The sequence below is a fragment of the Paenibacillus herberti genome (assembly GCF_002233675.1).
GTDB lineage: Bacteria > Bacillota > Bacilli > Paenibacillales > Paenibacillaceae > Paenibacillus_O > Paenibacillus_O herberti.
In genome coordinates this window covers 384,486-407,900 of sequence record NZ_NMUQ01000002.1, presented here as the reverse complement: position 1 = coordinate 407,900, position 23,415 = coordinate 384,486, and the positions used below count along the sequence as shown (strand labels likewise).

Here is a 23,415-nt window from a genome sequence, read left to right as displayed (position 1 = left end):
GTTAAGGGAGCGAGTGAATAAAGTGTTGAAATGGCAGCAATGGAACCGGGTGGCCCGCAGATTGTTATGGGCTCTCGTGTTAGTCGGCGTCATCGCATCGATCCCGATCGCGGCGAACCGATGGCAAATGGAGAAAACCTCCAAGCAGGTGGAGTTTGTATTCGATTATTCCGATCTTGTGCTAGTCGCTTCCTATCAGGCGAAGCCTGCCGAGTTCATCCGAGCCGAGCTGGAGAAAATGAAAGCTGCGGGTATTGGTGCGATGTCTGTGTTTGAAAGCCGCCTGGACGAGCTGGAGACAGCAGGCCGTCTGAGCCTTTACGACGAGGCCGAGGCAGCACTCTTGCAGGGTATGCCGGTTCCGGCGGACCAAAACTACACCTATGTGCTGTTTGAGGGAACTCGGGAGAAGCAAGTATATGAGCCAATCATCCGTGAACGCTTCGAGAACGATGCGGGAATTCCGGTACGCGCCTGGACGCTTAAGGGAAAGCAGGGCTTGATCATTGAGACACCTTTGCCGGATGCGGTATTGAAAACAATGAACCCTGACCCAATGGCGCTGGAGCAGCTTAACCAAGCTGGTTTCCAACTGGTGCCGCGGTTGTCTGATCGTATTGCATATGACCAGCAGGAGACGGATACGATGCTCGCTTGGTTTAAGGAGCTCGGTGTCACACGTATTCTGTTTGATGGCGAGGCGGTAAAAGGGTTCAACGAGCAGGCGAATCTTCGCAGCTTGGATGGCTTTGCGGAGCTGCTGAATAAGTACGGTATCGGCCTAGCTTCCATTGAAAATTTGAAAAAGCCTCAGCTAGGTCTGAATACGCTTGCCTTTAAAACACATTATAATGTAGCGCGGCTTTATTCCTTGTCGGATAAGGATGCCGCTGCGCTGAAGCCTGATGTCATCTCGGACCGCTTCCTGCTGGCGGCGAAGGACCGCAACATTCGCATGTTTTATCTGAATGCGGGTCCATCCGCGAATCTGGATAAGGGCATGATTACGAATCCGCTGGACAATTTGTATACCTCCCTCGCGGGCACGGACGGAGCGGTGGAGAAGCTGGATCGCGCTGGCTTCCCGAACGGCAAGGCGGAAGCTTTTGAGCGGACGCAGCCGGGATGGCATAAAGCCCTGAAAGCTGTTGCCGCGGTCGGAGCGGTGGGCTTGATTGCACTTATGATTGGTGCATTTTTCGGCGTCCTTACGATTCCGGTATTCTTGCTCGGCTTGGTCGGCAGTGCTGGCCTGTACGTGCTGAATAGCTCGCTTATGGAGCAGGCGCTTGCACTCGGCGCCTCCATCTCAGCTCCAACGCTGGCGATGATTTGGGCCATCAACCGGATTTATGCCCATACTGACGGTCCTCGCCGATCAGTAGGCGGTGAATGGAGCCGCAACGGCACTCTCATCGCTCAGGGCGCAGATGCAACCTTCCAGGTATCACCTTGGAGCGGGATGCTCGGAGGTCTTGGACAGCCAGGCAGCCGTTGGATTTTCCATGGCTTGTCGGCCGGCCGTCGTTTATCAATGGCACTGGTGATGTTCGCATTTGCAACGCTGATCTCGCTGCTTGCCGTACCAATCGTCATCGGATTGCTGAACAGCATAACGTACAGCCTTGTGTTGCAGCAGTTCCGCGGAGTGAACCTGTTGGCGCTTGCTCCGATGGGACTGACTGCAATCTATCTGTTCCTGTTTACTGGCGGTTCGGTGTGGACAAGCCTGAGACGGGTACTGGGATTGCAAATCACAATTTTGTGGGTAGCGGCGGCTGGTGTCATCGGCGTAGTCGGTCTGTACTACTTGTCGCGTACTGGCAATAGCGGCACAGCCCCGGCGTTTGAACTGGTGTTCCGTAACATATTGGAATCCACCTTCGGCGTTCGACCGCGAACCAAGGAATTTTTGCTTGCACATCCGCTTATGCTACTAGGATTGTTCCTTGCGCTTCGATACCGCGCTGCGTGGGTATTGCTTGTTATAGGAGCGATGGGGCAGCTGTCGATCGTGGGTACATTTACCCATATCCATACTCCGATGCTGGTGTCCCTGATCCGCGTGCTGCTCGGCCTTGGCCTGGGCACCATTATCGGGCTGGCTTTGATCGCAATCTGGCAGATCGGCGAAGCGCTGTTCCGGAAGTTTTGCAAAAAAGGAAAGGCGGCTGTCCATGGCTGACAAGAGTAGGCAGAATGAGCTGGACAGCGGTATGGAAGGGATCGGGGCAGCTGGCGGAGCGAGCGCTGAGCCAACAGGGCATGCGCAGGGTAGCCGTGGAAGTGAAGAGGGAGCTGATTCGCCGGTGAGAGTGGGAAGAGATGCTGGAACCGAATCGAGCCGAAGCTTCCGCATCGTCATCTCCGGTTATTATGGCTTCCACAACAGCGGCGATGAGGCGGTGCTTAAGTCGATCCTGCTTGCGCTGGAAGAAGAGGGCCGTGCTCAAGGCGTTAAGATTGAGCCGGTCGTGCTGTCTGGCGATCCGGCCTGGACGGAGTCCATGTATGGCGTCAAAGCGGCAGGCCGCATGCAGCCGATGGGGCTGCTGCGCGCAATCGCAAGCAGTGACGGCCTCATCAGCGGCGGCGGCAGTCTGCTGCAGGACGTAACCGGCGGCAAAACGATTCCCTATTATGCCGGCGTCCTCAAGCTGGCGCAGCTGCTGGGTAAGCCGACGTTCATTTATGCGCAAGGCGTCGGTCCGGTGCTTAACCGGCGCATGGATGGTTTGATCCGACACGTTATGACGCGAAGCGCATACGTGTCGGTGCGGGACGCCGAATCCGCCGCGCTTCTCGGGCGGATGGGCGTGCCGCTTGATCGGATCGGCGTTGTGCCCGATCCGGTCATGGGCCTGCCGTTGCCCCCGGCTATGCACGGGGCAACGGCAGGCGATGCGGCAGCGGCGCCTAGCGCTGCCGGAGGCGGCTCCGCCGCAGCCGCCGGCGGCGAGGCGCCGGTGGTCGGCGTCTCCTTGCGCCGATGGCGCAAGGATGGGGCCGACCTGGCCCGCGCCGCCGAGGCGCTGGCGGAGCTCGCGCGGCGACGGCCCGTGCGCCTGCGCTTCCTGCCGTTCCATACACCCGGGGATGCAGAAGCATCCCGCGAAGTGATGGAACGGCTCGGGAAGCTAGGCGCCGGCAGCAGCGCCGAGCTCGCCGCCCCAGGCGACGATCCCCAGGCAATGCTCCTGGAGGTCAGCCGCTGTGATCTGCTTGTGGGCATGCGCCTACACGCGCTCATATACGCCGCTGGGCAGCGGGTACCGATGCTTGGGATCAGTTACGATCCCAAGATCGATCAGTTCCTCGCCCGGCTGCAGGAAGCCCCTGTGGCGACGACCGAGGCTATGGACGTCTCGGCCTTTGCCGACGCCGCAGAGCGGCTACTGAGCGGCGCCGAAACCTGGCGCGCATCCAAAGCAACGTTGATCGACCGGCTGCAGAGCGAAGCTCGTGAGCCTGCGCAACATATCATTCAGCATCTGCGTCAAAGAGCGAAGAGGTGAGGGTTCGACCCATGTCGACTTATAATGACTCCAAGGGCCCGTCCAAATCTGAGGCGGGCAGCATACATGAAAAATCAGCCGCATCAACGGACACTGCCTTAGCGGTTTCGGATCCTGAACTAAACTGGGACGCCGAAACAACTTTTGAAGCAGCGCCCGAAGCAATCGCTTTAGCCGATGCGATGGAAGAGGCTACAACCGCGACTGAATGGTTGGAAGGTCGCAACGTTCCCAAGGTTTCCATTTATGGCGTCCCTTTCTCACGCATGAGCATGGACGAAACGATGGAATATCTAACGAATGTAATTGAAGCGAAGCGCCCATCCCAAATTATTACCGCCAATCCGATTATGGTCATGATGGGGCTGGAGGATGCCGGTTTCCATCGTATGCTCCGCGAAGCCGATCTGGTCGTGCCGGATGGTGCTGGCGTTGTCTGGGCAGCTGGCCATATTGGTTATCCGGTCAAGGAACGCGTACCTGGCTTTGACTTGCTGCATCGTCTTTTCCTCGAAGGCGAGGAGAGAGGCTGGTCGGCTTACTTGCTGGGAACGTCGCAAGAGGTTATCGATGAGGCGGCAGCTAAGCTGCAGGCTCAATATCCCGGAACTCGCATCGCAGGAACACATCACGGCTTTTTTGGGGAAAAAGAAGACCCAGAAGTCATCGCCCGCATTCGCGCGGCTCGTCCGCATATGCTGTTCGTCGCCCGTTCGGCAACAACGCAGGAGCCTTGGATCACGCGCTACAAGCAAGAGCTTGGAGTGCCGCTGATCATGGGAGTAGGAGGCAGCTTCGACATCATCGCCGGAAGGCTCAAAAGAGCGCCCATTTTCATGCAGAAGCTCCGGCTGGAATGGTTTTATCGGCTGCTTCAGCAGCCCTCCCGGTTCCGGAGAATGCTCGTACTGCCGCAATTCGCTTTAAAAGTGATTCGGGACAAGGAAAAGGTCACAAAACCCTACGAACCTCGTTAATTCAGCGGTATTTGCTGTGAAATGACCGAAAATTGGGGTTGGTGTTTCTTTTTCGTACGAGTTATAATTCATTCCGTTGAACAAAAGGGAGTTGAATACCAGTGAATGCCACATTTACCTATATCATAGGCTTTGTCGTTGCACTTGTCTTGGCATTGGTGCTGACGCCGCTCGTCAAGCGCTTTGCCATCAAGGTCGGCGCCATGGATAAGCCGAATGCCCGCAAAGTGCATACCCGCATCATGCCGCGTCTGGGCGGTCTGGCCATTTACTTGGCTTTTATCGGATCATTTTTTCTGATCTTGCCTTTCATACCGGACGGTCTGCTCAGCGCCTATGACCGCAACCTGATTCGCGCTATGCTGGCCGGCGGAACGATCATCGTGCTTACCGGCGCCCTGGATGACCGCTTTGAGCTGTCGGCCAAGGTGAAGCTGTTGTTCCAGCTTATCGCGGCGTGTGTTGTCGTATTCGGCTTTGATGTGAAGATCGACCTGCTGAACATTCCGTTCGGACAAAGCATGCAGGAAATTTCAGGCTGGATCAGCATTCCGCTGACGATTTTCTGGATCGTCGGCGTGACTAATGCCATCAACCTCATCGACGGTTTGGATGGACTTGCAGCTGGTGTGTCGGGCATTGCGATTACAACAATCTTGATCATGGCTTTCTTCCTCGGATTTGAGCCGATCATTCTGATGAGCTGCTTGCTGCTAGGTGGCATTCTCGGGTTCTTGACATTCAACTTCCATCCGGCCAAAATTTTCATGGGAGACTCCGGCTCGCTGTTCCTCGGCTTCATGCTGGCGACGCTGTCGATGATCGGCTTCAAGCAGGTTACGGTCGTCTCCCTAATTACTCCGCTGCTCATTATCGGCGTGCCGATCGCGGATACATTCTTCGCCATCATCCGTCGTTGGGTCAACAAACGGCCGATTTTTGCCCCAGATAAGGGCCATCTTCATCACTGTCTGCGCGAGCTTGGCTTCAGCCATCGCAAAACAGTGCTGATCATCTACGGAGTAGCTGCATTCTTCGGTTTGGCTGCGATTGTACAGTCCGTCTTTGTACAGTCTCAAGCGGCCAACTGGGTGACGTTCGTCGTTATCAGTCTCATGGTGTTCTTCATGCAGATTGGCGCCGAGTTGATCGGCATCGTAGACAAATCCAAACGTCCGTTGCTCAGCTTGCTGTCGCGCATGCGGCTTAAGCCAGAGGAACAGCGCGGCAAATAATTCAATTCCATCAAAGTAAACAAGCCTGTCCTTTCTCGCGAAAGGGACAGGCTTATTTTTTTTGAAAAAAATACAATTCCTATCACACATGAGCATCACCAATGAACGTGGAAAACATCTTGCTCGTTATCTTCATCTTATCTAGAAGTTATCGTAAATCCGGCGAACTCCTAACAATTTTCCAGCCACATTCCGATAAATATCCTACACAAATACCACTGAAAGAGTATGGAGGAGGCTTACCGTGTTCAAACGACTCAGCGCCATGTTCCTGATGCTGGCCCTTGTGGCCCAGCTGTTGCCGGTGTTCCCGGCTCAGACGGCCGATGCCGCAGCAACAGGTTATTTTACGTTCCCGAAGGAGACCAGCAGCTCCCAGCAGCCGCGTACGACAACAAGCGGGCGTGTCAACATTGAAGGTTCCGTGAGCAACATCGATCCTTCCAGCATCACTTACAGCGTTTTGCAGATTGTGAACAACAACAAATCTGACGAGCCGGAAGACGATCAGATCGGTTCCAAAACCGAGGATGTCAAAGGCGGCGTCTTCTTGACTGGCTTCAACCTGAATGCAAACAACATTCAGCTCTATTCCGGTTTGAACCGCATTACGTTTAAAGGGCTGCAAGGCGGTGCAGAGGTTTCCACCTCTATTTATATTATGTACCATGACGGTCCTGTCTTTTATAACTTGGCCGCTCGCCTCGATGGCAGCACCTTCCCGATGAAAGAGAACGCTACAACGGTTGTATCATCCGGCGCATCACGCGGCAGAACTTCTGCCGATATCGCCATTACCGGTAACGCGCCGAATGCGGAAAAGGTATCGATCGAAGTAAACGGCTCGAGCCGCAGCTACAACGTGTCTGCGACGAACAACTACGAGTTCACTCTCTCGCCGTTGACGGTAAAAAAGGGTAAAAACCTTGTTACCATTAAAGTGACTAACAACAATCAGACAATCGAAACGACCCGAGAGGTTGCTTTCTACAATGGAGAGGTCACGTTTTATGATCTCAACATCAACGAATTGACAGGCAGCGCTATTACGAGCAGTGCCGCTCTGGAATACTCGCCGAATTTCTCGACTTCCAAAGCGGGTACTCCATCCGATCTGAGCGTTACGGGTACGGTTATTGTTCCAAACAACAAAAAGGTTGTAAACGGGGCGACGGTGCCCAACCCGAATCCATCTCAGCCGATTGCAATTACGCCTAAGCTTGATGGCGTGGCTGCGGCTCCATTCGATGCGATTCCGACGGTAACCGGCAGCGCTTATAATCCCGAAGATCCGTTTTACATCTACAAAGTGGATATCAAGCTTGATAAGATCAAGACCGGCGGCTACAGCTACGACAAAGACTACTTTATGACACTGGAAGCGCCGAATACGGTCGACAACGAGTCTCAAGGTGTGTACAACCTCAAGTTTACGTTGCGCAACTCTACAGCGCCATTTATTAGCGAGATCAATTATATTCCAGGCTACAAAGGTACCAGTGACCTGAATATTGCTAGCAAACCCCTGGCTGGAGTCAATATTTATGACACTCCGCTCGCAGTCGAGGTGCTGGTCGGCAACACTACCGATACAGCGCCGGAGTTGACGGTTGACAATATCCAGGACATCAATGGCAACAAGACAACCTACACGGCTACGAATCAGCCCGCTTCAACAGTGAGCACCACTACGGTGACACGTACGGTGAACGGTGTCAACAAAACGCTTGTGCGTAAGGTGCTTGTTTTCAATAAGCTTCCGTATGAAGGTACACAAACAGTAACGTTCAATTATGGTAGCCAGAAGGGATCGGTTACGTTCAATATGCTGTTCGGGCCGTTCCTGAAGTATGACAGCATCTATGATACGTTGAAAATTGATTACGATTCTACAAAGCCCGGCAAGCTGGATACCATCATTTCCGATACGCTCAAAAATTTTGCAGCTACGCTGACCAATTTGAACGATCTGTCCGATATTCGGTATACTCACGATACCGGCAAGCCGCAAACGATGTTTTTCTATATCAATAACACGCCGATCGGTATCAAAGCTGATCCCAATCCTACTAAAGGTGGAGCTGTAAATTCTTTCGTCGCAACTGATGCTGGTATTGCCGCAGCCAAAGCCATCATGGAATCGGCAGGCGCCTTCAATTTGAAATTCGTTTACAAAGGCAGCAAAAACAACTACGAGAATTCCATCACGATTTTCCTGAACCAGGTCAATCTGCCTGTCATTCCGGTTGCCGCAGACAGCATTTATCCGTATACAAGCGACTTGCCGGCTCCGCTCAGCAACGACCCGAACTTCCCTAAACAAGGGAGCGTATTCACGACCAAAGAGCCTTACATGAACCTTCATGGTACCTTTGACTTCATTGACCTTGGAACAAGCCTCTCTGAAGCGAATACTACGCTTAACGCAACAGGAAGCACGATTACTAAAAATGATTTCATCCTCAAAATCGAAGGCAGCAATCTGTCTAAGCCGATTATCTGGAACTTGAGCAAGGAATTGCGGGTTATCGACAGCGGCCTGCCGAAGGAGCAGCAATCGATCGGAGTGCTGAATTCTGGGATCACCATCGATCCCATCGCTAAACAAGGCGAGCGGGTACCGAAGTTAACCGTAACCTATGATGTCAAAACCCAGACCTTCTCTTGGGTACTGACGAATCAATACTTGAGTAAAGACGGCACATCCAGCGTATTTAATTTCTACGTCTACAATAATGGCGAAGCCGGCGCGCGTGCCAGCTACCGTCTAGAAGTCGATCCTACGGCTCTTCCATACAAAATTCTTCGTCCTTTGAACAGCAAGCGCATCGTGAACCAGAACTTTGTGGAAATCGTCATCGACGCTCCAAGCGCCAAAACGGTTACAGTCAACAAGCTGAACGGCGAGAAAATCGCCTATGATGCGGACAATGACGGCACCATCGACTATACGACCGCTTACCGCGTTGTTATCAGCGGCTTGAAAGCCGGTGAAAACAAGCTGAAGTTCATCATTGCCAATGAGAACGACTCTATCACCGATACGATTTCGGTTACCTATGCCCCGACTAACATTCCGGGAGCGGGTTACATGGAAGAGATGAAGAGCTCTCACAAGCTGTTTGAGGGTCAGCTACAGTTGACGTTCCCTAAGTCGACAACGTTGATTCGACGCGACTACAACACACCAGAAAAGCTGAAAAATCAGGTGTTTACCGGTCATCGTCTGTTATTCGGCATCGCCAACCCGACGGATGGTGTCGTTGATCGCCATGAATTCGAGGTACCACCGGCGAACTTCGATCTGATTTTGGACAGCCTCGGCAACATGTTTGAAAGCACATTCTCAACCAATTTCAACAAGGCTGGCAAAGTGTTCTGGATTGATGCAGGTATGGCTGATAATCCTCAGACAGAAAGTGTGAATGACCCACTCAAATACGGTATTGATCCGTATCAGTATCCAACAGCTGATTTGCCATCCTATGTGGATCGTCCAGTCAATCGGGAGCTGATGGCATCCAAAGAGGGCAAGCTGACCCTGTCCTATGATCCAAACATTGTGGATGCGAACGGTACGTTCATTTCGGTGTTCCGCTTTGATCCGAAAAAGCCGGAATGGGTGAATATCGGTGGCACTGTGGACACCAAGAAAAATACAGTTACCGTACCGTTCTCGGAGTTCGGTTACTATGTGGTTGGGCAACTGAAGTATTCCTACCTGGACATCACTTCGCATCCTTATGCGCGCAACTATCTGGAAGCGATGTATGCCAAGGGCTTCATGAACGCAGCTGGAATCGATGAGTTCGGAGCCAACCTGTTTACTTCGCGTGGTGAATTCGCCACAATGATGGTCAAGGCATTGGCCGTACCGCTTAACTACAACTCAGACCCGTCCAAGCGTCTGTTCAACGATGTTGGCGTCGAGAGTACAGCCCTATGGGATTATCGTTATATTGAATCAGCCTTCAATGAAGGTTATATCCGCGGCAAGGCTCCTAAGACCTTCGAGCCGACAAGCAACCTCACTCGCGAGGACGCCGCAGTCATCTTGGCACGTGCGCTTAAGCTCAAGTTGGAGACTGACCCGGCCAAAATTGAGAAGGCGCTGCAGAAAGCCTTCAAGGACTATAGTCAGATCGATTACTACGCTCGTGCGTCGGTGCTCGCCATTTATCAAAAGGGTTATATTCAAGGTTCCCCTGTAGACAGCCAGAACCCAAAGAATGGTTTTGTGTTCGAGCCTAGAGCCAATCTGCTTCGCTCGGACTCCGGCATTATTCTCGGGAAAGTACTCGTTGGACTTAAACGTCTGCCGAAAATCAACTAAACGATTACTATTATAATAGTAGAAAGAGTCTGCAAAGAGGTCTCCTCGGCAGACTCTTCTATTAAATTAAGGCGAAAATTTCGTTTCGACAAAAAGCGGGATTTGGAAAAAGTTTCGAGTCGACGAAGTCCGGTTATCCAAGTTATACTAGGACTATGAGTGGGTATAGGACATACATAGAAAAACATCATGAAAGAAAAACAGAATTTTTTTTCAGTGTTTCGCAACTTTTCCGATTCCCCTGCGTTTAAATAACTGGAGTCACACAGGAACGGGAAAAAGCAGTGCTCACCGATTGACTGGAGACGCTAAACCCCCTTGTTCCGATTTCTCTAATGGAAATGGAACATATTCTCATCTTTCTCTTTACTGCCTCTATTAGGCCATTGTATAATGGTTTAGTGGTTTGACAGGTTTCCATTTTTTTCTACTTGATTTTACAAGTTTCTGCGGCATGTTTTTACACGTGTCTATCAGCATGAAGCAGACATCTTTCTATATTATACTGCTCCCACACTCTGGGAAGGGGGTGACACAACAGATGAGTACAAAGAGCACTCATAGTTTCACCGAACACTCTCATATATTTAAGCAAGTTAGAGGAGGAGACAAAAAGGTTATGAAAAAAAGTATATCCCTGGTTGTTACAGGCGCACTCGTAACTTCCGTATTCGCTAGCTCCGCATTCGCGGCTGAACTGACAACACAACAGAAATTCGACGCTCTGAAACAAGCAGGTGTTCTGACGGGTTACCCGGACGGCACTGCAGGTCTTACTAAAAACATCACGCGCGCTGAGTTCTCTAAAGTACTGGTTCTGCTGAACGGCCTTACGCCTGACGCAGCAGCAGCTAACTACAAAGACGTAGCGGCTAAACATTGGGCTAAAAGCTTCATCGGCGCTGGCACAAAAGCTGGCTACCTGAACGGCCTTGGCAACAACCTGTTCGGTCCTTCCCAATCCCTGACGGTTGAGCAAGTTGCGAAAACTCTCGTTATCGCAGCAGGCCTGCAACCTAAAGCTGATGCAGCTGTTTCCGGCGCTGTAAGCGCATGGGCTAAAGGCTACGTAGCAGCAGCTATCGAAGCTGGTCTGATCGACCAAGCTGCTTCCTACAAAGTGGCTGCTACCCGCGGTCAAGTAGTAGAAGCTGCTTACGGCCTGTCCGATGCAGCTGTATCCGTTAAATCCGCTGTTGCTGTCGACGCTAGCAACATCGAAGTTACTTTCTCCGACAACCAAGTCGTGAAGCAAGCTCTGACGACTCCTCTGGAAGCCGGTAAAGAAACTACGGTTACTGTTTCCTACCAAGGTAAATCCTACGAAGTTAAAGTAACGCTTCAAACGGTTAAAGCTGTTGAAGCTGCACAATCCGGCGGCAAAGTGATCACGGTTAAATTTAACCGCGCTCTGACAGCTACTGAAAAAACATACATGGATGGCGGCTTCACGCTGAAATCCAACCTGTCCACTTTCCCTGTAACAGCTAAATTCGCTGACGACAACAAATCCGTTGCTCTGTCCGCAGTTTACCTGCCTGTAGGCGACTACACGCTGGCTGTTAAAGGTACGGACACTCCGTTCTCCCTTAAAGTTGCTGCAAGCGTAGCTGCTAAAATCGACATCACGTCCCCAGCTATTCAACTGGCTGACAATGTTGACCTTGGCGTTAAAGTCTTGAACCAATTCGGTGAAGATGTAACGACTACGAACAGCACTTATATCCAAGCTTTCAACAGCACTCAACCAACTAAATCGGTTACGGTTTCCGGTGGTAAAGTAAGCCTGAAAGCTGCTGGCGCAAACGCTGGTGATAAAATCGCTGTAACGGCTGTTGCACCAGCTTCCGGTCTGAGTATTTCCAAAACGCTGACTGTTGTAACAGGATCCACGGCTACAGTTCTGGAGCTTGGCGATGTTCAACCGCTGGCTGGTAAAGCTCGTATCTCCGCTGGTGAAACTGGACTGATTCTTCCGCTTACACTGAAGGATGCTAACGGCCAAACGATTAACCTGACGGCTGGCGACATCGACTTCAAAGCAGGAGTTGCTTCCAACGTATACGTCAACTACAAAGACAAAGATGGTCTGTTCTTCTACAACAGCGACAACCGTGTTGTTGAGAAAATCACAGTTGACAGCAAAGGCGTTCTGAAATTCACAGCTAAAGCTGCTGGATCCACGACGCTGACGATCAGCAACCCAAGTGCTGGAATCTCCAAAACCATCATCATTAACGTTGCTGGTTCCGCTGTAGTGAAAGACTTCCAACTCGGCTCCGCTAGCTCTATTGTAGTAGCAGGCGAAGAAGTAGTATTCCCGTTTGTAGCTACGGATACGTTCGGCGGCGAAATCAAAGGTACAGCTCTTGATCTGAGCCAACTGGACTTCTCTGCTAACTACCTGGCTGATGGCTACCCTAAAGTTAACGCTAAGGGCGAGCTGGTTCTGAAGTTCACGCAAGAAGGCTTCTCTTACATCGTAGCACGTGGCAAAACGAGCACTTCCGCTCCTTCCACGCAAAACGTAACCATTCAAAAGGCAGCTACAATCGTAGGTGTTAACGGAATTAAAGACGTTGTTACTACTTTGGAAGATAATGCTTCGGTAACTTTGGGCGGCGACAACATTGTCCTCGTTGATAGCTACGGTCGCACGAAAACCGCTACGGCTGCAAGCGCAACTTACACGGTTGAGCTCTCCAACCAAAGCGAAGCAGATCTTCTGACTTACAACACAGCAACTGGAGCTTTGAAAGCCGCTAACGGCAAATCCGGTTCTGCTACTGTAACGATTAAGTCTGGTAGCGCTGAAGTTTACACCTTCTCTGTTGACGTTGTTGATTCCGCGGATGTAAAATCCTTCACGATCAATAACATCTCAACGGCATATGCTGCTAAAACTGCAGGTGTTTACTCCAAGTCGGTGGAACTGACTGGTAAAACTTCTTCTGGTGTTACAGTTGCTCTGGAAAATAAAACTCCATCAAATGTAACAAGCACCGATCCTACGGTTCTGAAAGTAGAAGCTAACGATAAGTTGACTGGCCTCAAAAATGGTAAATCTACGGTAACGGCTTATGTTGGTAACGCAGCAGTTGCTACGCAAGAAGTAACTGTTTCCGAGGATGCTCCTGTATCCAAATCGGTTGAACTGGAACGCAAAGGTAACACGATCGTTCCTACAGTTAAAGATCAATATGGTGTAGTTATTTCTAGCGAGGGTGGTTACTTCTACTCCTCCGCACCAACTGTTGTAACAGTAAACCAAGATGGCGTACTGGCACCAGTTGCAGGTAAAAAAGGAACGGCTGTTATCACTTTCGTATCGAGCAACAATGTATCCGGTACGATTACGGTAGAAATCGGCTAATCCGTTTCACGAATAAAAAAGAGCAAGCAGGGGATCCTGCTTGCTCTTTTTCTATGTCCTTTGAAACAAAACTTATAATAAAAAGTAGAATATATTGGTGTATGAGAGAAACAAACGACCTTCAGTTCGCGTCTAAGATGTATATGGAAACAGGAGGTATGTGAGTGAGACAGAACTGGTTGAAGACAGGCATAGCAACAATTACAGCAGCAGGCTTGCTGCTTGGTGGAGGTTTTGCTGGTTTACCCGCTGATCAAGTGTCCGCAGCGAAGTCGAGCACATTGTCTGGGCAAGCGGTGGCACTGCCTGGTGGTGGTAGTTTGAGTATTCGGAACGCGAGTTTCCTTATGCAGGACAAAGGCAAAGTACTTGCTTACACGGTTATGATCACCAATAATAGCTCCAAATCCATGGATCTGATGGACTACTGGATTCGAGTTAAGTCAAAGTCAGGCAAAACCTTCAAAGCAACAGTTATTGAGGGTGACAAAGAAAAAACGTCTGTACCGGCTAATACAAGTCAGTACATAACTTATTATTCTGTTGTAGATTCCGCTACTGGACTGACAGATCTATCTTTTGACGTCATCAAATGGGACTTTTCCTCGGCAAGCTATGAAAAGCGTCTTGGAACTATTTCTTATCCATCCAAAGGAAGCGTTTCTGTTGCTGCATTCCAACCAGGAGTCATGCTCTTTGGCAGCGGAAAGCTGAAAGGGGCCGTCAAGCAAGCTTACATATCGAAAGATAAGGACAATGGATATGTAACGATTAATTACCTTTTAGAGAATGTGGGCCAACAGGTAATAGACCTTTCCAAAATGAGTTTTAATATCCAAACGGATGGTCTCTCCGTCTACAATGTGTCTGTTCCCGGTTTGGAAGGTGCGACTATTCAACCGCGCGAACGCAAAATTATTACACTTCGCTCTACCATCCCGGCTGTTATTACTGGCAAGCCGTTATCGCTTGTTGCCTCACTGAATGACGAGGCAAGCAAAGTGAAACTCCCGGCGGGCGTTTTCAAACTACCGACGCTGAAGATCCAGCCGCCTTCTTCGGCTGGGCAACCAAAAACAATCTATATGGATGGACAGCCGATTACGACTAAAGCAGGACAAGCTTTTCTGAATCAAGGTTCAGATGGACAGTCTATCGCGATCGACTTCTCCTTAACTAATAATGGATCTGCTGCAGCTGCAGCTGGCTTTGATTTCTTCCTTGTGACAGCAGCGGGTAAGAGTTATAGCCTGACCTATACCAAAGAGGAAAATGCCTCTCTGCTTCCCGGTATAGCGAAAACTCTAAACCTGACTGGAAACATACCCGGAGATGCCAATGTGAGCGGAGCTCAACTTGTCGTAAAATCTCAGGCAACAGAAAAAGAAAAATCTTATGTTATTGCATCTTATGCTATCCAGACCGCTTCTCTCGAAGGCGGACTTGGCTCAGCTTTCTCTTACCAGGATTACAGCATTCAGTTAAAAGGTGTAACTAGAATGCCAGGCGTCAATCAGGATACGCTTGTCGCAAGTTTGAGCATTACAAATACGAGTGGCGTAACAAAGCAGGTTCCTGCTCTGGGCGGTTACTTTATGGTGAATGGCGTTAAGGTTGGCGTGGAGCAAAAAGCCATCGGATTGGATAAGATGATTACGCTTGCTCCAGGAGCGACCTACGAAGCCGTAGTTGCTGCAGAAATTCCTTATAGCACTTCCATCTCTCAGATTGCTTTTGTTGCCACGGAGCCAGCTGCGGATAAGCCAGGCAAAACTCTCTATCAATTTACAGGGCAGCAGCTTTCAGAAATCCCGACTATCGGAAACGCTGCAGAATACGAAATTTCTGGTGTTGGCCAGAAGGCAACGATGAAGATGAATCGGAATGCCGTTTACCAAGGTGTTGGTACGCAAACTTTCTATGCGGAATTTGAAGGGATCAACAAGGAAGCAAGAGCAGCCGTGCTGGCTCAGTTAGGTGGCTACCTGATTGATAAGAATGGACTCGTTGTTCCTGTTCAATTCGCAGAGCTTAAGGATCGGATTAGCTCTGGCGGTAAAGCTCTGACCTCAGCTTGGGCTCAGCTTCCTCGAGCGTTTGATTCCACCGACTTCAAGCTAGTTATCGGTCAAGCTATTGGCGGTTCTCCAGCAACTCCTCCTGCTAATCCTGGTAATGGCGGGAAAGAAGAGGGCAACGGAGAAGGAGGCACTGTACCTGGCGGAAATACAGGCAGTCCAGCCGTGCTTGCGAAACCGGCTGCCTATGCGCTGGGTGCATCAACGAGCGAGAAAACCTCGCAAGAGCTTAAAGAGTTGAAGGTTGGCGGGTTCATGCTCTCACTAACCAAAACGAGCGCGTTCTTTGATGTTAAGGACATGTATGCCGCTTCCGGACTGAAGCTGGAGACGGAGTACAGTCTGAAGCGTGATGAGCAATACGAAGCGATTGCAGGCACGCATAAGATTAAAATTGAATTTGTAAATCAAGATACAAATCAACTTACCTACTCCAAAACTTTCGACATTGCATCGGCGGTTCAAGGATCGCAGGATGAGGTGTTAAAAGTAGGAGATAGTATTCCGTTGAAAATGCTGTATAATGATCCAGAAATTCAGTCAAAGACAAGAACGAATGGCAAGTTCAAACTTAACGTTTATGATGTATTCCAGAACTCTTCCATTCTGATCGCATCCAAAGAAATGAACTGGTTTCTGATTAACAATTAATAGGACCTTTATGGAATGCTAGAAGCCGTACGGTAACCGTACGGCTTCTAGCATTCCAACAGAATTTCAATTGATGACGTAAAATAGACAACCATTTTTTACTATAGTAGAGTGATAGATTAACCTCTTTAAGTTATTCCTGAAAGGAGATTCTATGAAAAAACGTCATTGGAAATGGTCAGTAGGAGCTTTGGTACTGGCGACAGGAGTTTGGACGGGCACGCAATGGGATACTATTGCAAACAGCCTAGGAGGCCAAGCCTCAGCTGCTGAGGCGACGAATGCCCCGTCCAGCGTCCCCGGTACGGTGGATGATCCTGTCGTAACCAAAAGTTATGTAGATCAAAAGATTGCCGAGCTTAAAAACGGTGGAGGCGGCACGGGAAGTACTCCAGCAGCCACGGCAACTCCTAAGCCTTCAACAGCTCCGTCGACAGCACCAAGCCCTGGAGACAGCCCGGAACCCGCTGACAGCGGCATCAAAGTAATTAATGTGCCAATCGGCAAAACGCTTATCGCAGCGGATGGAGCCGAGGTTGTCGTGCGCGGAGGCAAAGCGGTCGCTTACAGTCCGGACAGCAACGGAATCGCGGATGTGACGGCCGGTGTGGATATCAAATCCGGCTCCAGCGTGCCTCAGAACCATCTCATTCTGTTCCCGCGTGGCGGGCGTGGCGTTGGTTCGGCAGAGGGTATGAAGAGCGGCCTCACGGTCATGGTGCGCGGTGAATACGAAATTAAAACGATCGAGAAATCGAAGTAGTTATAATTTTCCCATAGTGACAATATGTTATGCGCTTAACGGTCAGGGAGGAGCGGCATTCTATAAGCACATCCTTACTAATCATATCCGGAGGTGCTCTTCCATGGCTAAGTCCAAACGTATTGTCGTTCCCGCTTGTAAAGAAATGCTCAATCAGATGAAATACGAAGTTGCTACAGAACTAGGTCTGTGTTCCGCGTCAACGTCAAGTGAATTCGATACAGAATTTGCTGGAGATCTAGGATCCCAAGCTCCTACTTCTGGATACGGAAGCATTCACTGGTCCTCGCTGGCTACTCGTCAAGCTGGATCGGTCGGCGGGGAGATCACGAAGCGTCTCATAGCCAAGGCCGAGCAGTCCATGCTGGGGCTCTAAGGGCTTTAACCCGCTGAGACAGCGGATAAAGCATCACTCATCTGATGTTTAAGACCAGTTAGCTTGATTGGCGCAAAAACGTCCAAAGGCACATTAGCCAAGAAGTGCCAAGGACCCCTATCCATTGACACTATGCGACAGTTCCGCTATTATAGTGTCCTAGAAGAGTTGTCTACCCGACCTTTTCCAATGGGAAAAGGTTGATTTTTTGTTAAGACATCATCCTTTTCTCATTCCATGGTTCTAGGAGGTCGATCAGCTTGTCCCTTAAAGGAAGACACCTGTTTACTTCGGAATCCGTAACGGAAGGCCATCCCGATAAAATATGCGACCAGATTTCTGACGCAGTTCTCGACGCTTTCCTTGAAGTGGATCCCTATGCCCGCGTAGCCTGTGAAGTATCCGTAGCTACTGGTCTCGTGCTTGTTATTGGTGAGATTAGCAGCAGCGCTGATTATGTCGATATTTCGGCTATTGCTCGCCGCACCATCAAGGAAATTGGATATACCCGTGCCAAATACGGCTTCGATTCCACTACTTGCGCCGTGTTGACTTCGCTTAACGAGCAGTCTGCGGACATCGCTCAAGGCGTCAACGCTGCGATCGAGACTCGTGAAGGCAAGGACGTGCAACAAGAGAATGAAGACATCGGTGCAGGCGACCAAGGTTTGATGTTCGGTTTCGCGACAAACGAAACGCCAGAGCTTATGCCTTTGCCAATCGCACTGTCTCATCGCATTGCTCGCCGCTTGGCTCAAGTTCGCAAGGACGGTACGCTCGACTACCTGCGTCCGGACGGCAAAACTCAAGTTACTATTGAGTACCTTGACGGCAAACCAGTACGTGTTGATGCAATTGTCGTTTCGACACAGCATGACGAGCGCGCAACGCTGGAGCAGATCCAGAGGGATATTCGCGAGCATGTTATTGCACCGGTTGTTCCAGCTGAATGGTTGGATTCCGACACTAAATACTTCATCAATCCAACGGGCCGCTTCGTTATCGGTGGACCTCAAGGCGATGCTGGCCTAACTGGCCGCAAAATCATCGTTGACACCTACGGCGGTTACGCTCGCCATGGTGGCGGCGCTTTCTCCGGCAAGGATCCAACGAAGGTTGACCGTTCTGCGGCTTACGCAGCACGCTACGTAGCCAAGAACATCGTTGCTGCAGGCCTGGCTGACAAATGTGAGATTCAACTTGCCTATGCCATCGGTGTTGCTAACCCAGTTTCCATCAGCGTTGATACCTATGGAACAGGTAAAGTGGAGGAAGAGAAGCTCGTTGAGCTTATCCATGCCAACTTCGACCTGCGTCCGGCTGGCATTATTAAGATGCTGGACTTGCGTCGCCCGATTTATGGACAAACCGCTGCTTATGGCCACTTCGGCCGTACAGACATCGATTTGCCTTGGGAGCGCGTGGACAAGGCTTCCCTGTTGAAACAAGAAGCACTCGTTTAATTCATTCCGCAAAAGCCTCTGACTCCATTTGAGTCAGAGGCTTTTTTTGCTTTGGGGCGCCATACTCTCAGCGAATTAACAAGAAGCAAGTATCGCTTTATCCATTTCTCCTAAACATTCCCTGACCAAAAACCGACAAAGTAACTACGAATGTTCAACTCGGGGAGTGAAATGAGCAATGCGGTTTTGGTTCAAATTCCTTTTGGTGTTTTTTGTCCTTATCCAGGCGGTTCTTCCAGCCGCAGGTTTTTCCGAAGGCAAAGTTAATGCCGCCCAAGGCGGACCGGTTATAGCCGGCAAATATCCGGCTGACAATGCCGAGGCAGCCCCTGCGAATGCCCGTCTAACGCTTACGTTTGATGAGCCAGTCGTTAAAGGCGGCGGTACCGCCGCTGTATCCATCCGTAAGGTGTCCGATAACACGGAATGGGCCCGCTACACCGTAGCGAAGGACAGCAGGATTCAAATTGATCCGTCCAATCCGGCTCTCGTTACGATTGTTCCAGATCGTTCCTTTGAATCTGGACAATCCTATTATGTCCTAATGGAAGCCGGTAGCTTCTCCAGTGCCTCGGGCAGCGGCTCTTTTGCTGGTATCTCCAGTGCCGCAGAATGGAGCTTTACTGCAGCTGATCCGGATACCTCTGCTCCTCATCCGACGGAGTACAGTCCACAAGGCGGAGAAGTATCGGTATTCTCTTCCTTGCGTATCTCATTCAATGAGCCGGTATATCCAGCCTCCGGTTCGCTGCAGCTGACGAATCAATCCAGCGGAGACAGTGTTCCCATCAGCATTACCTCTCAGCAAGTGACCGGGGGCGGTCGCCAGGCCATTACGATTATGCCGCCAAATGGTCTGTTACCTGGACAATCCTATCGGGTGACCGGGACTGCTGGTTTGCTGCAGGACGCATCGGGCAATCGCACGGCTGAGCTCAGCTGGAGCTTTCAGACAGGGGCTTCTCCGGTCGGACTCACGGCGCTAACACCGTCTAACGGCTCGCAGGGAGTCAATGTGAACGCGTCGTTTGAGATGACCTTTGACAAGGCTGTAACCTCGGGCAGTACTTCGACAGCTCCTAAGTATCTTTATCTCAAAAAAGTGGCCGACAACAGCACGGTTAAGCGTTGGGACGCCAATGAACTAGGCTACAATGGCAACAAGGTTAGCCTGCCACATGAGACACTGAGCGGCAGCACCTCTTATTATGTGCTTGGGGATGCAGGCTCATTCCGCAGCGGCGATCTTCTGTTCGCCGGTATCAGCGATGCATCCGCGTGGGCCTTTACGACGCAGGCGGTCAGCGATAACCGTGGTCCAGCGACAACAGGACTCTGGCCTGCCAATGGCGGCACCATCGGGACGTCGGATGCCAAGCTCAGCCTAACCTTTGACCGGGCGGTCTTCCCAGGTACAGGCAGCATCGTCATCCGCAGCTCGTCGGATCAAGGGATAGCGGCATCAATTCCGATTACGTCGGATCAAATATTCGGCTTCGGAGGCAATGTACTTACGGTAGACACCCGCCTGGCCTTCGGGGAAGGCTCAAGTTATTATGTCGAGATCGGATCCCAAGCGATACTTGATGCAGCAGGTTCACGCTTTGCCGGCATGTCGGGCAGCTCGGTCTGGAGTTTTACGGCGACCCGTGATACAACGCCGCCTTCGATTGTGACGCTAAGTCCGGCGACAGGCAGCAGTTCGGCTTCGACGCTGACCTCCTTTCAAGCGGTATTCACGGAGCCAGTAAAACTGGCCGAGTCATACCGGATTATTTTGCATAAAAGCGGGGCTTCCGATACCTACGCCGTGAAGGCTCATGTACCGGCTGATCAACCCAATACCGTCGTCATCAAGCCTGAAAGTCCGCTCCCTGGAAATACTTCCTTATATATGGAGATTGGCGTGAACAGCATCCGTGATGCGGCCGGTAACGGCTTCGGAGGCATTCTCAATGAATACGAGTGGAAGTTCACTACGCTGCGTAGCAGCACTGCCGCACCCGTACTAGATAAGGTAGCGATGATCAGCTCGACGAAGCTGTTGTTGACCTATGATAATGAACTTGATCCGGCTGGTGTTCCGTTTCCGGCGAGTTTTTATGTCATGGTGAATGAAGCTTCGGCGGCCAGAGAGATCAGTCATGTGACGGTGTCTGGCAATACAGCGACGCTGAATCTGCGCAGTGGTATTCTTAATGGGCAAAAGGTGACCGTCGCCTATACGGTTCCAGCTGATGTCGACAGCCCGCGTGCCATTCGTGGTCTTGGCGGGGCCCGCGCAGCCGGCTTCTCCGGCCGTCAGGCCGTTTACGACGCTGAAGCGGCTCAGCCAAAGCTGACCGGCGGTACTCTGTCTGGCAGCCAACTGCGGCTTCAGTTCAGTGAGCAGTTGGACGCACCGAAGGCGGAATGGGCAACACAGTTCGCCCTCTATGTGAACGGAAGCCAGATTTCGCTGTCAGAGCCATCTGTTAACGGAAGCACGTTGATGCTTAAGCTGAGCTATCCGGCTGGCGGTGAAGGCGGAGCTTATGTCAACTACACGCCAGGGACGAATCCGGTCATCGATCGTTCGGGTAATCCGCTTGCGGCGTTCAGCAATGCTTATATTCAGAATTTGCTGGACACATCCAAGCCTGTGCTTAACAACATAACCGCCAGCGGCAGTAAGGTAACACTCAATTACAATGAGGGGCTCAACGCCAAATTGCTGCCACTGCGCAGTCAGTTTTCGGTATTGAGCGGCAACAACTCCCTCGGCATCAGCAGCGTGGCTGTTGAAGGCAGCAAGCTTGTTCTGAGCCTGTCCGGCTCTATGACTACTGGAAGCACCGTCAAGGTTAGCTATGCCAAGGGAGTACCGCCGCTCGCGGATCTTGCTGGCAATGCGGCAGACGCGTTCAGCGGCATGGAGTCGAGTGTGACCGGCACGTTACCTGTTTTCATTTCCGGCAGCGTGAACGGGTCCGTCATGACGCTTCTATACAGCATGCCGCTCGATCCTTCCGCTGTTCCTACACCCGGCCAGTTCTCCGTTCGAGCCAGTGGAGTGCTGATTCCAGTCAGCGGTGTAAGTGTGTCGGGGACAAGCGTTACCTTACAGCTCAGCACGGCCGTCGGCGTAGGGCAGTCCGTCACTCTGACCTATAGCCCTCCGAGTTATAATCCGCTGCGCTTGGCCGGAGGCGATGCAGCAGCCGCACTGTCCGCCGTTGTTATCTCTAACGGGACGTCTGTCCCAGGGGTAGGCAATATCGGAGGAAGCGGCACTACCGCTGGTGCTGGTAAGCTGACGGAGTATGATGTAAGCACAAGCCAAGACGTTTCGCTGGCAGGGCGCGTCGCGATTCGTTATACGGTGCTGAATGAAAAGCTGGCAGCAGCCTACCAGGCGGCACGCGGTGCCGGGATGTCCAAGGTGAGCTTCAAGGTGCCGGACACGAATAAGGCCGGTATTGTGGCAATTCCGCTTGTTCCATTGCAGCAGGCTCTCGGCAGCGCCAGCAACGCGTCGTTCGAACTGCAATTTGATAATGTAGCTGTGGAACTTCCGCTGCAGGCGATTGATTTTGATAAAACGGCTTCGTTGTTAAACGCTGGAGGCACTACGGGTTATCTGCTGCTCTCTATCGACACGACTGCAAGCTCCCTAGCGGGTTCCTTGCAGTTCGCGATGAGCCGCAGCAATGCCAGTCTGCTGTCCGGTCCGATCAGTGTGGATCTATCGCTGATCAGCGGCAGCAGCACGTCCAAAACGGCCTTCACGGGCTTGAAACGCTATTTGACGACTACGATTCAGTCCGCGGCTCCAGTTCCTGCAGCAGCTGCGTCAGGGGTATTCCTCGATTCGGAGACGAACGGAATCAGCTACACGCCGACGAAGATTGAAAGCTCCGGCAGCGGCTCTAAAATTACGCTTAAGCATCGCGATGGCGGTGTGTTCGCTGTAGTAAGGGGTAGCTCCGTATTGAGCGACGTTAATGGGCACTGGGCCAAAAACGATATCAACACGCTGACCGCGAAGGGGATCGCTCGGCCTCGTAGCAGCTCGCTTTTTGAGCCGAAGAAGACGATTACGAGGGCCGAGTTCGCGGAAATCATCTCACGCGGCCTTGGGCTGAAAGGCAATACGGCAGGAGCCTCGTCCTATCGCGATACAGCAGGACTTGGAACAGCGGCAGCCTATATAGGAGCGGCCTCCGCAGCGGGCATTGTGCAGGGCAATGGCGGCCAGTTCCGGCCGCATGCTCCGGTATCCCGCCAGGAAATGGCGGCCATGATCGTCCGCGCTGTGGAGACAGCCGGATCAGCCGTTGTATTGCAACAGCAGGAACAGAACTACTTGACGAAGTTCAAGGATCGCGGCAAGATCGGCAATTGGGCCAAAACGTATGCGGCCAAAGCTGTCTTTATCGGCGTATTGAATGGCCAGAAAGCAGATGCATTCGGACCGGCGAGCAACGCGACCCGCGCTGAAGCGGTCATTATGGTCAAGCGGATGTTACTATATTTGAATATGATTGATATGTAACTCTTTGAAACGTCGGCCTGCTCGTAGGCCGACGTTTTTTTATGCTGTGACAGACCGATCTGATTTTGAATAGAGAAGCGTCTCTTAATAGGAGAGTAGCGCGCCAATCTATCCTTA

Annotated in this window: 11 protein-coding genes; all 11 read left to right on the top strand. The window is 51.3% G+C overall.

From position 1 onward, the window contains the following. Positions 1-22 precede the first annotated feature (22 nt). Positions 23-2,185: a DUF5693 family protein gene (locus tag CGZ75_RS14335; protein WP_089524971.1), complete on the top strand. Its 2,163-nt coding sequence runs from the start codon at positions 23-25 to the stop codon at positions 2,183-2,185. Beyond that, positions 2,178-3,515, top strand: coding sequence for a polysaccharide pyruvyl transferase CsaB (gene csaB, locus CGZ75_RS14330; protein ID WP_245850867.1), 1,338 nt, complete (start codon positions 2,178-2,180; stop codon positions 3,513-3,515). The genes CGZ75_RS14335 and csaB overlap by 8 nt, the downstream gene beginning before the upstream one ends. A 182-nt stretch (positions 3,516-3,697) precedes the next feature. Continuing rightward, positions 3,698-4,492: a WecB/TagA/CpsF family glycosyltransferase gene (locus CGZ75_RS14325; RefSeq protein WP_089525894.1), complete on the top strand. Its 795-nt coding sequence runs from the start codon at positions 3,698-3,700 to the stop codon at positions 4,490-4,492. A 101-nt stretch (positions 4,493-4,593) separates the two neighbouring features. Continuing rightward, positions 4,594-5,727 carry an MraY family glycosyltransferase gene (locus tag CGZ75_RS14320; RefSeq protein ID WP_245850866.1) on the top strand — a complete coding sequence of 378 codons (1,134 nt, stop codon included), beginning with the start codon at positions 4,594-4,596 and terminating at the stop codon, positions 5,725-5,727. A gap of 244 nt (positions 5,728-5,971) precedes the next feature. Then, positions 5,972-10,060 (top strand): S-layer homology domain-containing protein, encoded by a 4,089-nt coding sequence (locus CGZ75_RS14315; protein ID WP_089524970.1) that lies wholly within the window; start codon positions 5,972-5,974, stop codon positions 10,058-10,060. A 619-nt stretch (positions 10,061-10,679) separates the two neighbouring features. Continuing rightward, entirely contained in the window at positions 10,680-13,433 is a 2,754-nt protein-coding gene (locus CGZ75_RS14310; protein ID WP_176444844.1) for an S-layer homology domain-containing protein, read from the top strand. A gap of 164 nt (positions 13,434-13,597) precedes the next feature. After that, on the top strand, positions 13,598-16,162 hold the full coding sequence (locus CGZ75_RS14305) for a hypothetical protein (protein WP_089524968.1): 2,565 nt from the start codon (positions 13,598-13,600) through the stop codon (positions 16,160-16,162). A 154-nt stretch (positions 16,163-16,316) separates the two neighbouring features. Beyond that, on the top strand, positions 16,317-16,925 hold the full coding sequence (locus CGZ75_RS14300; RefSeq protein WP_089524967.1) for a hypothetical protein: 609 nt from the start codon (positions 16,317-16,319) through the stop codon (positions 16,923-16,925). A 103-nt stretch (positions 16,926-17,028) separates the two neighbouring features. Continuing rightward, a complete protein-coding gene (locus CGZ75_RS14295; protein ID WP_089524966.1) occupies positions 17,029-17,301 on the top strand; it encodes an alpha/beta-type small acid-soluble spore protein in 273 nt (90 codons plus the stop codon). A 260-nt stretch (positions 17,302-17,561) separates the two neighbouring features. Next, complete coding sequence (gene metK / locus CGZ75_RS14290) at positions 17,562-18,764, top strand: methionine adenosyltransferase (RefSeq protein WP_089524965.1); 1,203 nt, start codon at positions 17,562-17,564, stop codon at positions 18,762-18,764. 178 nt (positions 18,765-18,942) lie between these two features. After that, the gene (locus CGZ75_RS14285; RefSeq protein ID WP_089524964.1) at positions 18,943-23,298 is read left to right on the top strand and encodes an Ig-like domain-containing protein; all 4,356 of its coding nucleotides are present in this window, start codon (positions 18,943-18,945) and stop codon (positions 23,296-23,298) included. The last annotated feature ends 117 nt before the right edge of the window (positions 23,299-23,415 follow it).